Origin of the sequence: Dactylosporangium sp. NPDC005555 (genome assembly GCF_040605635.1) — a bacterium.
In the GTDB taxonomy this organism is placed as follows: Bacteria; Actinomycetota; Actinomycetes; order Mycobacteriales; family Micromonosporaceae; genus Dactylosporangium.
In genome coordinates this window covers 45,752-66,799 of sequence record NZ_JBEXDG010000014.1, presented here as the reverse complement: position 1 = coordinate 66,799, position 21,048 = coordinate 45,752, and the positions used below count along the sequence as shown (strand labels likewise).

17 protein-coding genes are annotated in these 21,048 nt (G+C 72.5%); 10 read left to right on the top strand and 7 right to left on the bottom strand.

Features of this window, described 5'->3' with window-relative positions:
* Positions 1 to 11: 11 nt before the first annotated feature.
* The 3 genes from secA2 to ABZS58_RS18190 form a co-directional block, all read right to left on the bottom strand.
* Entirely contained in the window at positions 12 to 2,351 is a 2,340-nt protein-coding gene (secA2, locus tag ABZS58_RS18200; RefSeq protein WP_354782783.1) for an accessory Sec system translocase SecA2, read from the bottom strand.
* 87 nt (positions 2,352 to 2,438) lie between these two features.
* The gene (locus tag ABZS58_RS18195) at positions 2,439 to 3,323 is read right to left on the bottom strand and encodes a hypothetical protein (protein WP_354782781.1); all 885 of its coding nucleotides are present in this window, start codon (positions 3,321 to 3,323) and stop codon (positions 2,439 to 2,441) included.
* A gap of 9 nt (positions 3,324 to 3,332) precedes the next feature.
* On the bottom strand, positions 3,333 to 4,265 hold the full coding sequence (locus tag ABZS58_RS18190) for a sulfotransferase (RefSeq protein ID WP_354782779.1): 933 nt from the start codon (positions 4,263 to 4,265) through the stop codon (positions 3,333 to 3,335).
* Positions 4,266 to 4,449: 184 nt separating this feature from the next.
* Here ABZS58_RS18190 and ABZS58_RS18185 point away from each other — a divergent pair, with 184 nt between their 5' ends.
* Both ABZS58_RS18185 and ABZS58_RS18180 read left to right on the top strand, forming a co-directional pair.
* The gene (locus tag ABZS58_RS18185; protein WP_354782777.1) at positions 4,450 to 5,346 is read left to right on the top strand and encodes a ParA family protein; all 897 of its coding nucleotides are present in this window, start codon (positions 4,450 to 4,452) and stop codon (positions 5,344 to 5,346) included.
* A gap of 14 nt (positions 5,347 to 5,360) precedes the next feature.
* Entirely contained in the window at positions 5,361 to 5,771 is a 411-nt protein-coding gene (locus ABZS58_RS18180; RefSeq protein ID WP_354782775.1) for a hypothetical protein, read from the top strand.
* Positions 5,772 to 5,814: 43 nt separating this feature from the next.
* On the opposite strand, the gene ABZS58_RS18175 is transcribed toward ABZS58_RS18180, so the two are convergent.
* Complete coding sequence (locus ABZS58_RS18175; protein WP_354782773.1) at positions 5,815 to 8,031, bottom strand: UvrD-helicase domain-containing protein; 2,217 nt, start codon at positions 8,029 to 8,031, stop codon at positions 5,815 to 5,817.
* A 126-nt stretch (positions 8,032 to 8,157) separates the two neighbouring features.
* On the opposite strand from ABZS58_RS18175, the gene ABZS58_RS18170 reads away from it, so the two are divergent.
* From ABZS58_RS18170 to fabF, 6 genes are all read left to right on the top strand, one after another.
* Complete coding sequence (locus ABZS58_RS18170; RefSeq protein ID WP_354782771.1) at positions 8,158 to 9,165, top strand: cellulase family glycosylhydrolase; 1,008 nt, start codon at positions 8,158 to 8,160, stop codon at positions 9,163 to 9,165.
* Between the two features lie 126 nt (positions 9,166 to 9,291).
* Positions 9,292 to 10,518, top strand: a complete 1,227-nt coding sequence (locus ABZS58_RS18165; protein ID WP_354782769.1) for a helix-turn-helix domain-containing protein — start codon at positions 9,292 to 9,294, stop codon at positions 10,516 to 10,518.
* Positions 10,519 to 10,702: 184 nt separating this feature from the next.
* Positions 10,703 to 11,863 carry an acyltransferase domain-containing protein gene (locus ABZS58_RS18160; RefSeq protein WP_354782767.1) on the top strand — a complete coding sequence of 387 codons (1,161 nt, stop codon included), beginning with the start codon at positions 10,703 to 10,705 and terminating at the stop codon, positions 11,861 to 11,863.
* Positions 11,860 to 12,813, top strand: a complete 954-nt coding sequence (locus tag ABZS58_RS18155; protein ID WP_354782765.1) for a beta-ketoacyl-ACP synthase III — start codon at positions 11,860 to 11,862, stop codon at positions 12,811 to 12,813. The genes ABZS58_RS18160 and ABZS58_RS18155 overlap by 4 nt, the downstream gene beginning before the upstream one ends.
* A gap of 85 nt (positions 12,814 to 12,898) precedes the next feature.
* Entirely contained in the window at positions 12,899 to 13,144 is a 246-nt protein-coding gene (locus ABZS58_RS18150; protein WP_203847813.1) for an acyl carrier protein, read from the top strand.
* An 88-nt stretch (positions 13,145 to 13,232) separates the two neighbouring features.
* Entirely contained in the window at positions 13,233 to 14,450 is a 1,218-nt protein-coding gene (gene fabF / locus ABZS58_RS18145) for a beta-ketoacyl-ACP synthase II (protein ID WP_354782762.1), read from the top strand.
* Between the two features lie 166 nt (positions 14,451 to 14,616).
* Here fabF and ABZS58_RS18140 read toward each other — a convergent pair whose 3' ends face one another.
* The 3 genes from ABZS58_RS18140 to ABZS58_RS18130 form a co-directional block, all read right to left on the bottom strand.
* Positions 14,617 to 16,374 carry a PIG-L family deacetylase gene (locus tag ABZS58_RS18140; protein ID WP_354782760.1) on the bottom strand — a complete coding sequence of 586 codons (1,758 nt, stop codon included), beginning with the start codon at positions 16,372 to 16,374 and terminating at the stop codon, positions 14,617 to 14,619.
* Between the two features lie 193 nt (positions 16,375 to 16,567).
* The gene (locus tag ABZS58_RS18135; protein WP_354782758.1) at positions 16,568 to 18,241 is read right to left on the bottom strand and encodes a glycoside hydrolase family 3 N-terminal domain-containing protein; all 1,674 of its coding nucleotides are present in this window, start codon (positions 18,239 to 18,241) and stop codon (positions 16,568 to 16,570) included.
* Positions 18,242 to 18,299: 58 nt separating this feature from the next.
* Positions 18,300 to 18,791, bottom strand: coding sequence for a DUF3145 domain-containing protein (locus ABZS58_RS18130; protein ID WP_354782756.1), 492 nt, complete (start codon positions 18,789 to 18,791; stop codon positions 18,300 to 18,302).
* Positions 18,792 to 19,074: 283 nt separating this feature from the next.
* Here ABZS58_RS18130 and ABZS58_RS18125 point away from each other — a divergent pair, with 283 nt between their 5' ends.
* Complete coding sequence (locus ABZS58_RS18125; protein ID WP_354782754.1) at positions 19,075 to 19,407, top strand: hypothetical protein; 333 nt, start codon at positions 19,075 to 19,077, stop codon at positions 19,405 to 19,407.
* Between the two features lie 165 nt (positions 19,408 to 19,572).
* On the top strand, positions 19,573 to 21,027 hold the full coding sequence (locus ABZS58_RS18120; RefSeq protein WP_354782752.1) for an alpha/beta hydrolase: 1,455 nt from the start codon (positions 19,573 to 19,575) through the stop codon (positions 21,025 to 21,027).
* The last annotated feature ends 21 nt before the right edge of the window (positions 21,028 to 21,048 follow it).

The window sequence follows — 21,048 nt, the reverse complement described above, 5'->3', positions numbered from 1 at the left end:
GCAGCCTCCGATCAGGTGTAGGAAATGGCCGGGGGCTGACTGCCGCGCAGCGCTTGGCCGATGAACTCGAAGAAACGGTCGGCCTCGGAGCCGAAGGGGTTGTCGGCCACCATGTAGGTCCAGGTGGAGGAGGGACGTCGCAGGCCGAGGTCGGCGAGGGTCGTGGCGTTCTCGGATGCCGCGTCGAGGGTGTGCCGGGTGGCCGCGGCGGCCGCTTGTGCCAGGGCGCGGAAGTCGTCGGTGGCGATGAGGTTGAACTCGTCGAGCGGGTCCTGGCGGCCGAGTACCCGCAGGTGGATGCCCTCGCGGACCTCGGCGAGCAGATTCAGGTGCCGGGTCCAGGCGCGGTCGAGGTGGTAGAGCGCCACCTCGGTCGCGAGCCGGCGCCGGGCCGGTCGGGTCCACCGGTGCGGCTGGTCGGAGCCGGCGGTCCAGACGTGCGCCAGGTAGTCCTCGAGCGCGGTCGGGTCGGTGAGGAGTCGTTCGCGGGTGTCGAGCAGCAGCCGCCGGTGCTGGTCGGTGGCCGTGTGGTAGCGGCGGGTGGTGCGATGCAGCTGCAGGAGCTTGCCCTCGGCGACGCGCTGGGCGTGATCGTAGATCCGGCGGAACCGTTTGTCGCGGACCCTCCCGTCCGCGTCCACCGTTCGCGGGTCCATGTTGATGACCAGGTGCTCGGTCACCACGTCATCGTCGAGACTGGTGTAGTACGCCGAACGACCCGGGTCGCCCTGCCGGCCCGCCCGGCCGCGGAGTTGATGGTCGAGCCTGGCGCTGTCGTACCGCCCGAGTCCGAGCACGAGGAGTCCGCCCGCCGCGACGGCCTGCGGGGCGAGCCGGATGTCGACGCCACGGCCGGCCATCTGCGTGGACACGGTGACGGCCGCGTGCTCCCCGGCGCGGGCGATGATCCCGGCTTCGGCGGCGTCGTTCTTGGCGTTGAGCACGACCGCATCGACGCCGCGGTCGGCCAGGAGCACGGCGAAGCGTTCGGAGTCGGCCACGCTCGCCGTGCCGATCAGCACGGGCTGGCCGGCCGCATGAGCGGCCCGCACTCTGTCGGCGGCGGCCGCGTCGCGCTGCTCGGCCGTCAGATAGAGCCGGTCGGGCTCGTCGACGCGGATGCCGGGCCGGTTGGTCGGGATCGCGCCGGTGCGCAGGTCCAGGTCCTCCGCGAGACGAACGGAGGCGTCCAGCGCGGTGCCGCTCATCCCGGTGATGACCCGGTAGCCACGGGCCACGGTCTCGACCAGCATCTGGTCGAGCACCTCGGCCGGCGCGGTCACCTCGAGGCCTTCCTTGCGCTCGATCGCGGCGTGCAGGCCGTCCGGCCACCGCTGACGGTCGGCGACCCTACCGCGGGCGTCGTTGACCAGCCGCACCTGACCCTCGGCCACGATGTAGTGCACGTCGCATTCCATGAGCGCGTGTGCGTGCAATGCCACATGCGCCGCGGTCAGCAGGCCGACGTGATCCTTGGCGTACAGGTCGTCGACGCCGTGGTGCTCCTCCAGCGCCGCGATCCCCGCCTCGTTGAACGACACGTTGCGCCGCTCGCCGTCGACCTCGTAGTCCACGCCCGCCGTCATCGCCGCGACCACCCCGGCCAGCGACGCTTCCTCCGGCCGCGGCTCGCCGTCCCCGGCGATCACCAGCGGGACCATCGCGTCGTCGAGCAGCACCGCGTCGATCTCGTCGATCACCGCCGCGTCGAGGTCCGGCACCAGCCGCTGCGCGTCCTCGAACCGTTGCCGGTCGCGGAGAAGGTCGAACCCCACCTGGTGCACGGTCGCGTAGACCACGTCGCTGCGGTACGCAGCCCGCCGGTCGGCGTGGTCCATGCCGTCGACCACCGCCGCGCACGACAGCCCGAACGCCTCGAACAGGGTCGCCCCCGCGCTGGCATCCCGACCGGCCAGATAGTCGTTGGCCGAGAGCACGTGCACCCGCCGGCCCGTCACCGCCAGCCCGGCCGCGACAAGGAACCCCACCAGGGTCTTGCCCTCACCGGTCTCCATGTCCACCACCCGGCCGCGGAGCATGCTCACCGCCGCCAGCAACTGCACCTCGAACGGCTCCATCCCCAGCCGGCGCCGCGCGACCTCGCTCGCGACCGCGAGATATCCCACCAGATCGCCGTCATCGGCAAGATCTGTGTTCGCCGTGCGCCCGGCGCGCTCGGACAGCGCCTCGTCGTCAAGTTCATGCAGCGCAGCACGTTCGCGCAGGACGGCCTCGGCCAACGGGGCGAACCGGCGCAGGTTTGCCGTCCCCGGCTCCTGTCGGAACCGTCGCACCAGCACGACAGCCCGCCGCCACGACGAAGGATCACGCAGCTGCTCCAGTCGGTCCACCACTCCAGGCTAGCCCGCGCCATCGATGTCAACGCCTGATCGCCGGCCTGGACGATGGCCGCCGCAGCCATGTGGTTTCCTCGGCATTCAGGACTGCGTGGGCTCCGTGCGGAGCTCGTGGGCGCCGTCCTCGCGGGTGACCTCGTAGTACAGGCGGCCGGGGATCGTGGTCAGGTAGCGCAGGCCGTGCGGGGCGTGGGGCGAGCCGCACGGGCCGGCGTCCGAGGCGGTCAGCGGGCCGAACAGGCCGTCGGCACCGAGCACCCCGGTCGCCGTGCCGGTGCGTTCCTCCCAGTTCTCCTCCGCGGTGGCGCGGCCGTCGTACGTGGCGCGCAGGACCCCGTCCGACACGGTGACGGCGGAGAGGCGGACGCCGCGGGCGTCCCAGGTGCCCGGGCGGGGGGCGAGGGCGACGCCGTGCCACGTCCAGTCGATGCCGTCGGGGCTGGTGGCGTACCACGTGGACATGCGGTCGGCGTGCTCGGCGGTCTCCAGCGGGTGCGCCGACGCCCACAGGTGCCAGCGGTGGCCGTCGAAGTGCAGGACCGGGTCCTTGACGCCGATCTCGTCCGAGCCGGGCAGGACCGTGAGCGCCGGTGCCTCGCCGAGCTTCCCGGGCTCGTCGGCCTCCAGGAGGTCCACCCGCCAGTGTTTCGTGCCGGGGGTGGCGACACTCACGTACAGGCGCCATCTGCCCTCGGGGGTGACGACGAGTGCGGGGCGTTCCAGGGACGCGCCACCGAAGCGTTCCCTGGACACCTCGGAGACCGTGGTGAAGTGCACGCCGTCGTCGGCGCGGGCGATGACGTTGGCGTACCCGCGGCCCGAGCCGATCGGCCTGCGCAGCCGGTACGCCAGGAACACCGACGCATCGTGCGTGACGGCGCTCGGGCCGCCGGCCCAGTTGCCGGGGCCGCCGGCGGGCGGGGCGACGACGACGGCGGAACCTGTCAGGCGGGGCAGCGCGACCAAGAGAAGCTCCTAGTGGTAGTTGCTGGCGTGCTCGAGGCTCAGCCAGTCGGCGTACGACTCGCCGGAGACCTCCTGCAGCAGCTCGATGTCCTCGGCGAACCGTGGCAGCAGCGCGGCACGCTGCTCGGCGGTGACCCTGGGTCGCCGGCCGTGCTCACGGTGCAGCAGCGCGAGCAGCGGGGTGCTGAACGCCCGGCGCACCGGCACGGGGAAGCGATGCCCGATCTTCCCACCGTTGCGCAGCAGGAAGCGCAGGCCCGCGTTGGCCCGCGTGTCGGCGACGTACCGGCGGACGTTCTCCGGCGGGATCCGCGCGACGTGCCCGGTGGCGACGCCCAGGAAGGCGCAGACCCGGTCCACGGTGGCGCCCGGATCGTCGCGGAGGCTCTTGTACCGCAGCAGCAGCACCTGCTCCCGCGGGAAGCGCTGGAGCAGGTGCCGGAGCTGGCTGCCGTAGTGCCCGAGCGCCGTGTAGTGCCAGAAGTCCGCCCAGCCGGCGGCCCTGCGGGTCTCCTCCAGCTCGACGGCGCGCAGGAAGTCCGCCTCGGGCTCCAGGCCGGCGCCCCACAGGTGGGACCAGTTGGAGTGGGCGCGGTCGACGGGGTCGCGGAGCACCAGGACGATCTTCGCGGCGGGGATCAGGCGCTGGATGCGATCGTGCGACGCCAGGTCGTACAGGTAGAACGGCGTCGCCTCGCCGCGCAGCGTGCCCTGCGGCGCCGGGGCGAACAGGGCCTCGTAGTCCGCGCGCCGCCACACGTGCTCCTGGTAGGTCTGCCGGTCGCCGGGCCCGCCGCGGTCGGGCGGCGGGCCGTCGGACAGGAAGAACTTGGGTTCCTTGACCTCCGGCAGGAACAGCTGCGGGTGTCGCACCAGTGCCGCGTGCAGCGCCGAGGTGCCGGCCTTCGGTACCCCGGCGACCAGGAAGTCCGGTAACGCCATCCCCCGCCCCCTTACCTAGTTCACAGATAGGAAAGACAGCCTAACCGCCACGATCGAGGGACGACAACGGCACGCGCCGATGTCATGCTGCTGCCATGAGCGGGCTGGAGCGCAGCGGAGGGCCGCGAATCATGACGCGGCTACTGGCTCAGGCCGACGCTGGAGCGTCAGCGGAGGCGGCGGCATGAGCGTGGTCTCCGTGATCAACTACAAGGGCGGGGTCGGCAAGACCACACTGACGGCCAACATCGGCGCCGAGCTCGCCGCCCGCGGGCGCAAGGTCCTGCTCATCGACCTCGACCCGCAGGCGAGCCTCACGTTCTCGTTCTACCGGCCCGCCGAGTTCGAGTCCCGGCCCACGATCCTGCCGTGGTTCGACGGGTACCTCGCCACCCGCGTCGCCGAGCCGCTGCACAAGTACGTGGTGAGCCCGCGCGAGGTCAACGCCGTGGTGCAGCCCCTCGGCGGCCGGCTGGACCTGCTCGCCGGGGACCTCGGGCTCATCGAGGTCGACCTCAACCTGGCCGCGGCGCTGGGCGGCGCCCGGCTGCAGACCGGCAACCCCCGCTACCTGCCGGTGCACCGGCTCGTCGCCGACGCCCTCACCGACCACGCGTTCGACGGCTACGACTCGATCCTCATCGACTGCGCGCCCAACTTCAACATGGTCACCCGCACCGCGATGGTCGCCAGCGACCACGTCATCGTCCCGGCCCGCCCCGACTACCTGTCCACCCGCGGCATCGACTACCTGCGGGCCCGCATGACCCGCCTCGTCGAGGAGTACAACGCCGTCGCCCCCCACCCGATCAACCCCGAGATCGTCGGCGTCGTGTACACGATGGTCCAGTACACCGGCGCCGGCCCCCTCATCTCGCAGCGCACGTCGGTCAACGAGACCTCCCGCATCGAGATCCCCGTCTTCCGCCAGACGGTCCGCGACAACAAGACCGCCGTCACCGACGCCGGCGAGCGCAGCCTCCCCGTCGTCCTCGCCCCGCCCGGCACCGCGTCGATCGAGACCCTACGATACGAGTTCCAGCAGCTGACCAGCGAGTTCCTGGCGCGCACCCGGATCTGAGGAGTGTCACCGCGATGACCGACCCCGCCGACCTCGCACACGACGTGCTGCTCAAGGTCGCCGCGTTCGTGAAGTCCCTGCCGGCTTCGCAACTCGCCGACCTCGCCACCGGCGCCGCGGCGCTCACGCTGGTCCCCCGCGGCGGCCGCACCGCCCCCACCCGGCCCGCCGCTTCCGCGAAGCCGTTGTCCCGGCCGGTCGCCGAGATCGAGCAGATGCTGTCGGAGATCGGCACCCGCGCCGCCGCCGTCCAGTACCTCAACGACGAACGCCTCACCGTCCCGCAGCTGCGCGAACTGGCCAAGGTCCTCGGCGTCGCCCTCCCCAGCAAGGCGACGAAGGAGTCCGTCACCAACCGGATCGTCGACTCCGTGGTGGGCCGCCGCCTCGACTCGGCGGCCATCGACCGCATGGTCACCCGCTGAGGTCGCGGCGCCGGCGGGCCGCCGCGGCGGAAGCCGAGGCAGGTCAGTCGCGGCGGTGGCGGCCCGAGGGGTGGGGGCGGTCGGCGCGCTCGTCGAGCAGGGCCGCGGTGCGCTGCAGGACCTCGTCCCACATCGGGACCGGAGCGCCGCCGGTGATCAGGGCGGCGAGGTCCTCGGCGAGGCGGTCCAGCTGGGTCATGTCGAGGGTCGGGTCGGCGTCGGGTTCGACGACGGTCCGCTGGCGGGGGATCCTGGCGGTGACGTCGGGGCCGGGTTCGATCGGCAGGGGGTCGCCGGCGCAGACGATGTCCAGGAAGCGGATCGTGCGGGTGAGGGCGACGAACAGCAGCCGGTGCCCGCGGTCGTCCTCGGCGACGATCTCCTCGGGCTCGACGACGATGACGGCGTCGAACTCCAGGCCCTTCGCCTCCTGAGGGCTGACGAGGTTGATGGCGTGGTCGAGCTCGCCCTGGTCGGCGCGGCCCCACTGCAGGTCGTTGGCGTGCAGGGCGAACTCGAGCTCGGCCCGGCAGGCGGCGGGGCAGACGATGCCGACGAAGCGGCCGCCGAGGGCGTGGTCCTTCGCGATGAGGGCGGCCCGGCCGGCGCGTTCGGCGGGTTCGACGACGTGGACGCCGGGGTCGGCGGGGCCCTCACGCACGGCCCTGGTCGGCTCGACGTCGGGGGCGGCGACGTGCAGCAGCTCGGCGGCCAGCTCGTACACCTGGCGGGGGACGCGGTAGCCGTACCGCAGCCCGACGACGACCTCGGGCAGCCGCGACGGCAGGTGTTCGGTGACCTCGCCCCAGTGGTCGCGGGCCCACGCGCCGGTGGACTGGGCGAGATCCCCGACGACGGTGAGCGAGCCGGTCGAGCTGCGGCGGGCCACGGCGCGCAGCTGCATGGGTGAGAGGTCCTGGGCCTCGTCGACGACGATGTGCTTGTAGCTGCGCGACACGCCGTTGAGCAGTTCTTCGAGCTCGTCGAGCAGCGGCAGGTCGGTGTTGCTCCAGATCTGCTCGGAGAGCTTGTCGGCGCCGCGGCGGTGCAGCAGCGCGAGCTCGTCGTGGGTGAACTCGTCGGCGGCGGCGTTGGCGAGCCTGGCCCGGGAGCCGAGCAGGGTGCGCAGGAACGCGGCGGCGCTCTGCAGGGGCCAGAGACGTTCGAGGAGGTTCTCGACCGGGCCGAGCCGCTCCGGGTCGACGGGGCCGCCGCGGGCGCGGACGAGGTCGCCGAGCTGGGCCCTCAGGCGTTGGCGGCGTTGCGCGTACGAGCCGCCGGCCTGACGCGCGGCGGCGACGGCGGCCGCGACCTCGACGCCGGAGAGGGTGACGAACGCGCCGTCGAAGAGCATCCGCTCGGCGGGTTCGGGGGTGCCGACCCGGTTCTCCAGGGCCCGGGAGAGCAGCCGGGCCATCCGCGCCTCACCCTTCAGCCTGCGGGTCTGCGCCGCTTCCGGCCGTCCACGTTGCACCGGCGGGCCGAGCTGGTCGATGTCCAGCTGCGCCACGTCGGCGTCGCCGAGGCTCGGCAGCACGGTGCGGATGTAGCGGGTGAAGGCAGGGTGCGGGCCGACGACGAGGACGTCCTGCGGTTTGAGGCGGTCGCGGTGGTTGTACAGCAGCCACGACACGCGGTGCAGGGCGACGGCGGTCTTGCCGGTGCCGGGGCCGCCCTCGATGACGAGCACCTGGTCCAGGGATGAGCGGATCAGCCGCGACTGGGCGCCCTGGATGGTGGCGACGATGTCGGTCATCGCGCCGGTGCGGGCCCGGTCGAGCTCGGCGAGCAGGGCGTCGTCGGGGCCCGCGAGCTCCGCGACGGCGGCGGCGAGCTGGGCGAAGACGACGTCGTCGAAGTCGCTGATCTGGTTGCCTGCGCACTGGAACGTGCGCTTGCGCTGCAGGCCGCGCGGGTCCTCGTGGGTCGCCTCGTAGTAGAGGGTGCCGATCGGGGTCTGCCAGTTGACGACGAGGACCTGCCGCTGGTCGTCGAAGATCGTCTCCCGGCCGATGTAGAACGTGTCGTCGACACCGGGGTCGGCGGGCAGGCAGTCGATCCGGCCGAACGCGACCTGCTCCTCCGGCGGGGCGATCGCCTCCTTGCGGCTGCGGCGGAAGACGGCGAGGCGGCGGCCCGCGCCGGCGTTGGCGGCGGCGTCGGGAGCAGCGCCGAGCTCGGCCCGGACGCGTTCGCGGTGCTTGCGGGCGAGGTCGAAGTGCTGCTGCTCGGACGCCAGCTCGGCCGACTTGGACTCCACAGCCCGCCTCTCCGCGATCTTGGCCACGCTACGTGATCTCCAGATTACCCGGGGGGAGGGACCCCGGTCGACCTGTCAATTTCCCTTTCGGCGGTTCGCGGGCAGATCGGCGGGTAGCGGCGGGCCGTGCTGATCAGAGCGGCGTTCCTCGCCCTCCTGCTGTCACTGCTGGGCGCCGCATACGTCTCGGTGGAGCCCGCCTACGGCGCGAGCGGCATCAAGGCCGACGGCGGGCATCTCGTCGAGGCCAACGGGGAACGCCTGGTGCTGCGCGGGGTGAACCACGGGTGGTACTTCAACCAGGGCCCGAAATCCGTGTTCGCGGACATCAAGGCTTCCGGGGCGAACTCGGTGCGGGTCGCGCTGTCCAGCGGCACGACCTTCCCGGCGACGACCCCGGCGGAGGTCGCCGGGATCATCGGCGAGTGCCGGGCGAACCGGCTGATCTGCGTGCTCGACGTGCACGACACGATGGGCTACGGCACCGAGCCGGGGGCCGCGACGATCGCGCAGGCCGTCGACTACTGGCTGACCCTGCGCAAGGTGCTGCTGCGGCAGGAGTCGTACGTCGTGGTCAACATCGCGAACGAGCCCTCCGGGCACGCCGTGAACGTCGACTGGATCGGCGACACGAAGCGGGCGATCCAGCGGCTGCGCTCCGCCGGGCTGCTGCACGCGATCATGGTCGACGCGCCGAACTGGGGCAACGACTCCTTCCACGTCATGCGCGACCACGCCGCCGAGGTGTTCGCCTCCGACCCCGAGCACAACACGATCTTCGACGTGCACATGTACGGGCCGTTCAACACCGCGCAGAAGGTGTCGGACTACCTCGACCCGTTCGTCCGGCAGCGGCTGCCGATCGTCGTCGGCGAGTTCTCCGCGATCCACCAGTACGGCGACCCCGACGAGGACGCGATCATGGCGTACTGCCGGTTGCACGACCTCGGCTACCTGGGCTGGGCGTGGAGCGGCAACAGCGCCGAGTACCACTACCTGGACATGGTCGAGGGGTTCCGGCCGGGAAAGCGGACCGACTGGGGGCGGCGCCTGATCGACGGCCCGGACGGGCTGCGGCAGACGTCGAAGGAGGCCGGGATCTATGGCGGCTTCTGGCTGGCGGCCAGGCGATGAACGGTCCGGCGCGGCACGCGTCCGGCGGCCCGTCGGACGGTCCGGCGGGGCACGCGTCCGGCAGCCGGTGGACGAAAGATCCGGCGCGGCTTCTGGTCGGCGGCCCGGCGATGGAAAGCTGTGCGGGTGACGAACCAGGAGCTGCCGGGAGGGCGCGACAGCCGCAGGAGCCTCGAGGCGAGCGTGCGCTCGATCGAGCGGGCGGCCGGCGCCCTCGCGACCGCGAGCGTGGCGCGGATGGACGAGACGCTGCCCTGGTTCCGGGAGCTCCCGGCCGACCAGCGGGCGTGGGTGATGCTCGTCGCGCAGGCCGGCGTGCGGTCCCTGGTCGAGTGGCTGCGCGACCGGCAGAAGGGCGGGACGCTGCCGCCGGACAACTCCGACGAGTTCTTCGACGCCGCGCCGCGCGCCCTGGCCCGCTCGATCAACCTGGGTCAGACGGTCCAGCTGATCAGGGTGACGATCGAGGTCGTCGAGGAGCAGCTGCCGCTGCTGGCCGCCGACGGCGAGGAGGCCGGGATCCGCGAGGCGGTGCTGCACTACAGCCGCGAGGTCGCGTTCGGCGCGGCCCGCGTCTACGCCCGCGCCGCGGAGACCCGGGGCGCCTGGGACGCCCGGCTGCAGGCGCTGCTCGTCGACGCGCTGCTGCGCGGCGACTCCTCCGACGTCCTGGCGAGCCGGGCCGCGGCGCTGGGCTGGGCGGACGCGCCGCCGGTGGCGGTCGCGGTCGGCCGGTCGCCGGGCGGGGAGGCGACCGCGGTCCTGCACACCGTCTACCGGGCGGCCCGCCGGATCGGCGTGGAGATCCTCGGCGGCGTCCACGGCGACCGCCTGGTCGTCGTCCTCGGCGGCGCCCCCGACCCGATCGCGGCGACCGAGCGGCTGCTCGTGGGCTTCGGCGAGGGACCGGTCGTCGTCGGTCCGGCGGTACCGTCGCTGGACGAGGCGACCGAGTCGGCCCGCGCGGCCCTGGCCGGGTTCCGGGCGGCGCCCGCGTGGCCGGCCGCGCCCCGCCCCGTCGCCGCCGCCGACCTGCTGCCCGAGCGGGCCCTCGCCGGCGACGCGGAGGCGCGGCGGATCCTGCGGCAGGACATCTACGGCGCCCTGGTCCGCGCCGGCGGCGAGCTCCTGGAGACCCTCGACGCGTTCTACGCCGGCGGTGGTGTCCTGGAGAGCGCCGCCCGGGGGCTGTTCGTGCACCCGAACACGGTGCGGTACCGGCTGCGGCGCATCGGCGAGGTCACCGGGTTCGTCCCGTTGGTGCCTCGTGACGCGTTCGCCCTGCGGATCGCGCTGACGATCGGCAGACTGGATCCGTTCGCGCCGGCACCGTCGAGCCCGCCGCCGCAGTGACCGATTTCATCGCCGTGGTGACGCAGGTCGCAGGGCAGGTGAACATAGAATTGCGGTGGGTGACGGCATCATGCTGTTGGGGCAACACCACGCAAACTCTTGTAGGGTTCCTACAAACGACGTGGTCCACTTTGGTGCGTCGCGCTACCCGCGCGATTGACGGAAATCCGGAAAAGTCATAGACGTGCTCGCCGTACTCGCCCCAGGGCAAGGCTCCCAGAAACCCGGCTTCCTGACTCCGTGGCTCGCGCTGCCCGGCGCGGAGGCCCGCCTGCGCTGGTGGTCCGTCCTCGCGGGCGTCGATCTGGTCCACCTCGGCACCGAGGCGGACGCCGAGGAGATCAGGGACACCGCCAAGACCCAGCCGCTGCTCGTCGCTGCGGCGCTGCTCGCGGCGGAGCACCTGCCGATGTACGACGCGACGGTCATCGCCGGGCACAGCGTCGGTGAGCTCGCCGCGGCCCATCTGGCCGGGGTGTTCAGCCCCGAGGCCGCCGTCACCCTCGCCGCCGTCCGCGGCCGGGAGATGGCCGCCGCGTGCGCCCTCGAGCCGAGCGGGATGAGCGCGATCCTCGGCGGCGACCCCGACGAGGTCCTCGCCGCCGTCGAGGCCGCCGGGCTGCACCCGGCCAACCGCAACGGCGCCGGCCAGGTCGTCGCCGCCGGCTCGCTGAGCGGCCTGGAGAAGCTCGCCGCCGCGCCGCCGGCCCGCACCCGCATCATCACGCTGCAGGTCGCCGGCGCGTTCCACACCCCCTACATGGCGCCCGCCGAGGACGCCCTCGCCGCGATCGCCGCCGGCGTCACCGTGTCCACGCCGACGAAGATCCTGCTGTCCAACCGCGACGGCACCGTCGTCGAGCACGGCCCGAGCATGCTGCAGCGCCTGGTCAAGCAGGTGACCGCGCCGGTGCGCTGGGACCTGTGCATGGCCCGCCTCGCCGACCTCGGCGTCACCGCCGTCATCGAGCTCGCCCCGGCCGGCACCCTCGCCGGCCTGGTCAAGCGCACCATCAAGGGCATCGACATCGTCACCGTCAACACGCCGGACGACCTGGCCGCCGCCCGCGACGTGATCACCCGGCACGGCGCCCACCCGGTCCTCGAGCCGCACCCCCAGGGCAACGTGGTCCTGGCGACGGCGGCAGGCACGTTCACCCCCGCCGAAGGCCTGGCCGAAGGCGCCGAGGTCGGCGACGGGCAGCGCATCGGCGCGGTGCAGACCCCGCAGGGCCCGGTCGACGTCACCACCCACGGCGCAGGCGTGCTCGCCGAATGGCTCGTCACCCTCGACGATCCGGTCGCGCCCGGCCAGCCGCTCGCTCGCATTGGAGACCAGCTATGAACCAGCCGACGGGGTCCAAGATCCTCGCGTTCGGGCACTACCAGCCGTCGCAGGTGGTCACCAACGACGACCTGTCCAAGGTGATCGAGACCAACGACGCGTGGATCCGTGACCGGGTCGGCATCGCCGAGCGCCGCGTCGCCGGCGCGGAGACCGTCGCCGACATGGCGACCGCCGCCGCCGGCAAGGCCCTCGCCGCGTCCGGCCTCACCGCCGCCGACATCGACCAGGTCGTCGTCGCGACCTGCAGCTCCATCGACCGCTGCCCCAACGTGGCGACCCGCGTCGCGGCGAAGCTCGGCATCACGGCGCCCGCCGCGTACGACCTGAACACCGCCTGCTCCGGGTTCTGCTACGGCCTGGCGAGCGCGGACCACGCGATCCGCGCCGGCGCCAGCCGCAACACCCTCGTCATCGGCGCCGAGAAGCTCTCCGACGTCGTCGACTGGACCGACCGGACCACCGCCGTCCTCTTCGGCGACGGCGCCGGCGCCGCGGTCGTCACCGCCACCTACGGCGACGAGCCGACCGGCATCGGCCCGGTCGTCTGGGGCTCCGCGCCCGAAAAGGGCGACGTGCTCAAGATCGAGGGCTGGCACCCGTACATCAAGCAGGAGGGCCAGTCGGTGTTCCGGTGGGCGACCACCGCCATCGCGCCCTACGCGCAGGCCGCCATGGACCGCGCCGGCGTGCAGGGCAAGGACATCGCCGCGTTCGTCGCGCACCAGGCCAACACCCGCATCATCGACGGCATCGTGAAGCGGCTCGACCTGCCCAACGCGATCATCGTCAAGGACCTCGTCGAGTCCGGCAACACGTCGGCGGCGAGCATCCCCCTCGCACTGTCGAAGGCCATCGAGCGGCGTGAGGTACCCTCCGGCGCGCCGGTTCTGCTGTTCGGCTTCGGCGGCGGCCTGACCTACGCGGGCCAGGTCGTCCGCTGCCCGTAGGGCACCCTCTGTGTTTCAGCGTTCTCTGTTTCACCAGCGTTCGACTTCGCGTCGAGGTTGCGTCCACCCAAGGAAGGAAAGCTCTATGTCCACCCGTGAAGAGATCGCCGGCGGTCTCGCCGAAATCCTCGAAGAGGTCGCCGGGGTCAACCCCGACGACGTCGCCGAGGAGAAGTCGTTCACCGACGACCTGGACGTCGACTCGCTGTCGATGGTCGAGGTCGTGGTGGCGGCGGAGGAGAAGTTCGGCGTGAAGATCCCGGATGACGAGGTGCCGAACCTCAAGACCGTCGGTGACGCCGTGTCGTACATCGTGAAGTCGCAGGCCTGAGAGCCGTTGCCGCGGTCTCGGGTCTGGACGGTCACCCCGGACCTGCCCGAGACCGCGTCATGTGGGTCAGCCAGAGAGGTGTTGTGCTGTGAGTGTTGAGGTCGTCGTCACCGGACTCGGGGCCACCACGCCCCTGGGCGGGGATGTCGCGTCCACGTGGGATGCCATGCTCGCCGGGAAGTCGGGTGTGTCGCTGCTGACCCAGGACTGGGCCGCGCAGCTGACCGTGCGGATCGCCGCGCAGTTGGCCGTCGAGCCGAGCACGGTGATCGACCGCGTCCAGGCCCGCCGCCTGGACCGCTCCGAGATGACCGCCATCATCGCCGCGCGTGAGGCGTGGGCCGACGCGGGCTCCCCCGAGGTCGACAAGCTGCGGCTCGCCGTCAGCGTCGGCACCGGCATCGGCGGCGCCCAGACCCTGCTCGCCCAGGACGACATCCTGGAGGCCAGCGGCCCGCGCAAGGTGTCACCGCACACCGTGCCGATGCTGATGCCCAACGGCCCCGCCGCGTGGGTCGGCCTGGAGCTCGGCGCGCAGGCCGGCGTGCACTGCGTCGCGAGCGCCTGCGCCACCGGCGCCGAGGCCATCGCGCACGCCCTGGACCTGATCCGGCTCGGCCGGGCCGACGTCGTCGTCGCCGGCGGCACCGAGGCGGTGATCCACCCGCTGCCGATGGCCGGGTTCGCCTCGATGCGCGCCATGTCGATCCGCAACGACGAGCCCGAGCGGGCGTCCCGCCCCTGGGACAAGGGCCGCGACGGGTTCGTCCTCGGCGAGGGCGCCGGCGTCATCGTCCTGGAGCGCGCCGACCACGCCCGTGCCCGCGGCGCGCGGATCTACGCCCGGCTCGCCGGCGCCGGGCTCACCTCCGACGGGTACGACATCGTGCAGCCGCACCCGGAGGGCGACGGCGCCGTCCGGGCCATCGACTTCGCGCTCCGCGACGCCGGGGTCGCCAAGTCCGACGTCGTCCACGTCAACGCGCACGCCACCTCGACGCCCGTCGGCGACCTCGCCGAGATCAAGGCGCTGCACCGCGCCCTGGGCGACCACCCGCTGCTCACGTCGACCAAGTCGATGACCGGGCACCTGCTCGGCGCCGCCGGCGCGGTCGAGTCGATCGCGACGATCCTCGCCATCTACCACGGGATCGTCCCGCCGACGATCAACCTCGACGAGCCCGACGACGAGCTCGACCTCGAGGTCGTCACGCACAAGGCCCGCCACCTCGACATCCCCGCCGCGCTGAACAACTCGTTCGGCTTCGGCGGCCACAACGCGGCACTGGTCTTCGCCCGCGCCTGACGTTTCCGCCAAAGAAGGGCCGGGGCATCGCCCCGGCCCTTCTTGCTGTCCTGCGCGTCGCCACCCGCACTGCCCTACGCGTCGCCACCCGCACTGTCCTGCGCGTCGCCACCCGCACTGCCCTACGCGTCGGTGCCCGCACTGTTGTGCGCGTCGGTGCCCGCGTTCAGGCGGGCAGGGTCTGCCATGGGCCGAAGGGCTGGGTGACGCCGGGCGCGACCTGGGTCCTGACGCGCAGGCCGCCGTCCATGCCGACGGCGGCGAGCAGGACCACCCCCGCCGAGTCGACCGCGACGGCCGGCGTGTCGATGAACGGGCCACCGTCCAGGTCGCTCCACGTCCACGCGCCGCCGGTGTACACGCCCACGGACAGCACCCCGCCGCAGGTGCGGCTCAGCAGCATCGGGTCCCGGCCGGTGACGACCGGTCCCGTGGTGCCGGGACGACCGGCGGCGGTCACGGCCGCGTTCCACCCGGCGGACGGCGCCGTCTGCCGGTTGATCACGACCTCACCGCCGACGGACCGGTAGACGACGGCGGCGGTGCCGTCCTGCAGCAGCACCGTCCCGGGAGGCGACGCCGGTCCCGTCCCCGGGAACGTCGTGTTGAGCACGATCGTGCCGCCGACGGTGTTCTGGTACCAGTGCAGGATGCCCGTCCGGGTCGACGCGACCAGCTCGACGCAGCCGCCCGGGTTCGTGACCGCCGACAGCTCGCCCTGCACGTCGCTGCCGCCGAGGTCCGCCCACGTCGACGGGAAACCCGCGTTGGCGGCCGTTTGCGTCTTCGCGGACACCCCGCCGCCGCCGTTGCGGACCGTCAGCAGGATCCGCCCGTTGCCGAGCAGGACGCAGGTGGCCGCGCCGACCTGGTCGGCGTTGCCGTAGGCGGCGTTCGGGTTGCCGAGATCCGCCCACGAGGTGGCCCAACCGCCGTTCACCGCCGTCTGGTACGTGGTGACGATCTTGTGGTCGTTGAGGCGCCGCCCGAACACCTGCAGCCGGCCGTCGGCGTTGACCCCGGCCGTGATCGTGGGCGCCAGCTCCCCGCCGGCGCCGCCGAGCACCACCGGCGCGTTCCACGCCCCGCCGATCGACTGCCACCACGTCCACAGGACCCCGCCGCGGACGACGAAGAGCTGCAGCCGGCCGTCGGCGTTGCGGCCGACCCACGAACTGCCCCGCGGCCAGCGCAGGTACGTCGAGTCGACCCAGCCGGTGTTGTACACGCCGCTGTCGAACGCCGCGTACGCGTTGATCATCGACTGCTTCGCGGCGCGGTCGACGGGGTGCAGGTCCGGCGGCGAGTCCTGGATCGTGTAGCAGCGGTGGTTGACCAGCGGCAGCGCGTCGCAGTGCACGGCGGCGGCCTGCGCGGCGAGCTTCGCCACGGCGATGTGGTCGGCGTGATCGGGCGCGTACCTGGCGTCGGGCAGCGGGTCGAGGGTGTGCACGACGCTCGGCTGGTAGCGGGCCATCAACCCGGCCAGGACCCCGACGACGTCGGCCTTCACACAGCTGAACGAGCGGGTGACGATCCCACCGGTGACGAGGACCGTGGACCGGCTCTGCCCGGCGTTGACCGCGTCGAGCCCGCCGTCGGGCAGGTTGACGAAGATCAGCTCGACCGGTGCGGTGGTGCCCTGCAGGACGTACCGCTCGACCTGCCGGCCGGACACCCACAGCGCGTCCCCCGCCCACACGGGTGTGCTGATCCCGCACATCTGCGCGTACGCGGCCATGACCCCGAGCTGCCGGTTGCGGGCCCGCTGCCCGTCGGTGCTGCCGTTGCCGGTGAGCTGCCCCGCGGTGGCGTACACCGTGACCACCGGCAGCTGCGCGGCGATCGAGGCGGAGACGTCGGGATTGATGAAGAACAGGTCGTCGTCGGGGTGGGCGACGACGTGCATGACGTGGTTCGGCATCGAGAATCTCCCCCATTTACCTGCACCGGTGCTGACACCACGGTCCCGATGCATGCCCCTGTCCCGCAACCGCCGGGCGGGTGCGTCCGTGACGCGGGAAGACGGCGGACATCGCCGGACGTCAACGCGGAGACATCCGATCTGCGCGACAGGCATCCACCGAACGGTGGCCGCCGCTGCCGCGGTGCGGGCCTCAGCCGCAGGCGGTCGCCGGGAGTCCCTGGACCGGCACCGGCGAGCGTCCGGGTGCCTTCGCCTTGCCGACCAGGACATCGGCGAGGGCGAGCATCGACGCCTGTGAGGAGGAGTACGTGGCGAGGAGGGTCCCTTTCGCCGACCGCAGCACGTACGGGGTGTCGACCGCGACGGTCACCGCCGCCGACCCCGAAAGGTCGGAGGTGCCCTTGCCGTACCCGACGAGCCGGATCTCCGACCCGCCCTGCTGGACCACGGTCGCGCCGGCGGCGGTCAGGGCGGCCTCGAGCCAGCCGCGGGCGGTCTCGCTGCCTGCGCTGGTGACCCGGACCGGGCCGGTGACGACGGCGCCGGAGCAGGGGCCGCGCAGGACGGTGACGGCCGCGGCGGCGCTCGCCCGGGCGGCGGCCTTCCCGGCATCGCCGCCGACGACCGACGCGTCGGGCCGCGGCACGGCCGCGAGGCGGAACTTCAGCGTCAGGATGCGGGTCGCGGCCTCGACCAGGCGCTGCTTCGGCAGCCGCCCGGAGCGCACCGCGTCGAGGAGCCCCTTGTACGCCTCCGTCAGCTTCGGCGGCATCAGCAGGATGTCGTTGCCGGCCAGCACGGCCCGGACCGCGGCCTCGCCGGGACCCCACCGCTCCGCGGGCTCCATGTTCAGCGCGTCGGTGATCACGACACCCTGGTATCCCAGCTTCGTGCGCAACAGGTCGATGAGGACCTTGCCGGAGAACGACGCCGGCACACCCGGATCGATCGCCTTCACGTCGAGATGGCCCGACATGACCAGGCCGACACCCGCCCCCGCGGCGGCGACGAACGGCGGCAGGTCGCCCTCCTGCAACGCCCCCATGTTCTGGCTCAGGACGGGCAGGCTGCTGTGACTGTCCACAGTGGTGTGCCCGTGACCCGGGAAATGCTTGACGGTCGCGGCGACCCCCGCCGCCTGCAGACCCTTCACGGCGGCGGTCACCTGCCCGGCGACGAGCTTCGGGTCGCTGCCGAAGGACCGGGAGCCGATGACCCCGCCCGGCTGGGCGCCGAGCACGTCGGCGTCGGGGGCGAAGTCGACGTTGATCCCGATGGCGGCGAGCTCGGTGCCGGCCGCCTTCCACGCGGCCTCGGTCAGCGCCGGGTCACCGCCGGCGCCGAGCGCCAGGGCGCTGGGCAGCTGCACGACACCGTCGCGGATGCGGGTGACCTGGCCGTACTCCTGGTCGGTGCCGATGAGCAGCGGAATCTTCGCGGGCAGCCCCAGCGCCGCCGCCTGCAGGCCACCGGTGAGCTTGGCGACCTGCGCCGTCGACTCGACGTTCGTGGTCTTGTTCGTCCCGGCGGTCGGGTCGTCGGCGCTGCTGGACACGAGGATGATCCCGCCGAGGTGGTACTTCCTGACGATCTCCGCCGGGGTGCCGGCGCCGGCGTACGCCTTGTTCGCCGAGACGGACCCGGAGGAGACCTTGTCGGCGGCGTTGCCGTACGCGTACGGCATCAGCAGCTGCCCGACGAGCTCCTCGTCGGACAGCTTCGCGACGAGCTCGGCGGCCTGCCGGGCCGGGTCACCGCCGGGCCTGACAGCCGAGTCCTGCGCCGCCGCGGACCGCGCCGGCGACGCCGTCGTGCCGTCGGTGCAACCACCGAGCAGGGCAGCGGCCAGCAGCAGTCGGGGCATGGTTCCGGGACGCGGCACTGTGCCACTCAACCACGCACGTGCAAGCTTTGGGGGACGGCTACCCGACCCGGGTGAGAAGCGTCATGGACATGCCGTCGGCGGCGTGCCGGTAGGGCTCCAGTTCCGCGTCCCACGGCCCACCGAGGGCCTTCTCCATCGCGTGGCCGAGCGTCTCGTACCCACGCGACGTCGCGATCAGGTGCCGGAGTCGGTCTTCGGACAGCACGATGTCACCGTTGGCGCTCGTCGACCCGTGGAAGAGCCCGCGCCCCGGCACGTGCATGAACCGCTCGCCGTCGACCCCGGAGCTCGGCTCCTCGGTGACCTCGAAACGGATCATCGGCCACTGCCGCAGGGCAGCCGCCAGCTCGCCCCCGGTCCCGGTGGCACCGGACCAGGAGCATTGAGCCCGGCGAGCCGACGGCTCGACAGGCTGCGGCGTCCACTCGAGTCTGACCGGCGCTCCGAGGACGCGCGCGATCGCCCACTCGACGTGCGAAGACACGGCGAGCGGTGACGAGTGAACATATATGACGCCACGCGTGGGCACGTATGACCTCCCGGAGACCGAGGTGCGTCTTCCCCTACGACCTCGGACCCGGCTACTTCAGGTGCGCCCTGTAGCTATGTGCTTGTGGGACCCATGATGACGATGATGTGCGCGGTGCGCCAGAGAATCGGCAACTCGGGCCCTACGAAATGTCCAACGGGAGGAGCCTCCACCAGGTAACGCGCTTTTTTGGTCGACCCTGGCGGGTGTTACAGTTTTGCTGTCTGACGTCAGCGTCAGCGACGACCTTCCGCAGTTTCAGCCTCGACAAGGAGTTCCCGCCGTGGCGAGCAACACCTCAAAGACCGCGCGGGCCTCAGTCCGCGCAGGCCAGGCCGGCGCGTCCGGTGCCCTGAGCGTGCTGGGTGAGTTCAAATACCTCATCCCGCTCAACGGCGGCAAGCACGTCTACGTGCGCAACCTGACCAACGGCAAGACCAACCGCCTGGGCACCTCCTCCGACGCGTTCGTCGAGGAGATCCGCGTGCTGGCCGGCGCCGGCCACGCGTCCAAGCTGCGGGTCGAGCTGCAGGCGCTCAACGCCGCCCACCCCAGCCACGGCTGGGACGCGACCGAGCAGCGCCTCGTCGACGCGGGCATCTTCGAAGCCGCCTGACGTCGCTCAGCTTCCACAGCCGCCGCCCGGTCCGCCGGGCGGCGGCTTTGCGCTGCCCTGGGGGCCCCTGCCCTCCGCGCTCATCAGGCTCACACCCGAAATGCTCCCGAAATGCTCCCGGGGATCACCGGGGTAATCTGACGTACTTCCGGGTAACAATGGTCCATGGGTACCGTCGTCTTCCCCTCCACCGTGAGGCTCGCTGACGGCGCCTGCCTGTACAGCGTGCTGTACCCGCCCGCGCCCGCACCTGCCACCGGGGCAGCCGATGCACCCGCCACCGTGCCCGCCATCGTGCCGGGCCGCGGCGGCGCCGCACAGACCCCGGTCACCGTGGTCTTCCTGCACGGCTGGACGCTCGACAACCGCCTCTGGCGCCAGCAGATCGCCGACCTCCCGGCCCGCGTCGCCGCCCTGGTCCGCCGACCTGTCCGGATGGTGGCCTTCGACCTGCGCGGCCACGGCCGCTCCTCCGCCACCTCAGGCACCGACGCGACCCTCGAACAGCTCGGCGACGACCTCGCCGAGGTCATGACCCAGCTCGTCCCCGACGGCCCGGTCATCCTCGTCGGCCACTCCCTCGGCGGCATGGCGATCATGGAGTACGCACAACGCCACGCCGCCGCCTTCGCCACCCGCGTCGTCGGTGTGGTCCTCGTGTCGACGTCAGCGGAAGGCTCGTCCCGCACCAGCTACGGTCTGAGCCCGCGCCTCGCCCGGGTCATGCGCATCCTGGAGGTCCAGGGCGCCGGCCTCCTCGCCCGCTCGGGCGCCTGGCGCCCCCACCGCCGCCTGATGCCGCTGCTCTCCCCCGGGGTCCGGTGGCTGGTCTTCGGCGGCCGGGTCGACACCTCGTGGGTCGCCCTGACCGCGTCGATGGTCGGCAACGCGCCGCTGTGCGCGATCGGCGGCTTCCGCCCGTCGGTCGACCTGCACCACCGCGTGGAAACCCTGGCCGCCATGCGCGGCCTGCCGGTCGCGGTCCTGGTCGGCACCCTGGACCGCTTGACCCCACCCGCCTGCGCCGCCACGATCGCCGGCGAGCTCCCCGATGCCGAGCTGATCACTTGCGACGACGCCGGCCACATGCTGCCCATCGAACGCCCCGACATGGTCACCGACGCGATCGTCAACGTCATCCGCCGCGCCGCACGCACCACTCGCATGGCCCGCCAACGCACCCGCAGCACCACCCCCACCACGAGATCCACCACCACGACCCCCACCGTGAAGGGCCCCGCCGAGAAGAGCTCGACCGCGGAGAGCCCCACCACGGAGAGCCCCACCGCGAGGTCCGTCGGGAGCAACCCCATCGGGAGCAACCCCATCGCGAGCAACCCCGCCGCGAGGTCTATCGCGACCGGCCCCGCAGCGAGATCCACCACGACTGGCCCCGCGACGAGCCACGGCACGCAGCCCGGCACCGTGGCGCACGCCAGCGCGTCGCGCCGCCGCGCAACGCCTGCCGCCGGGACGAGCCGCGGTGCGACGCCGAGCACCTCCAACGCCGAGCGCCGCGACGCCAAGAGCCGCGACGTCGAGCACCGCGACGTCGAGCACCGCGACGCTAAGCGCCTGAGCGAGTACGACGTCCGAAGGTCCGTCGGCCCGACCGGCTAAACCAAACGGTACACCCACCGA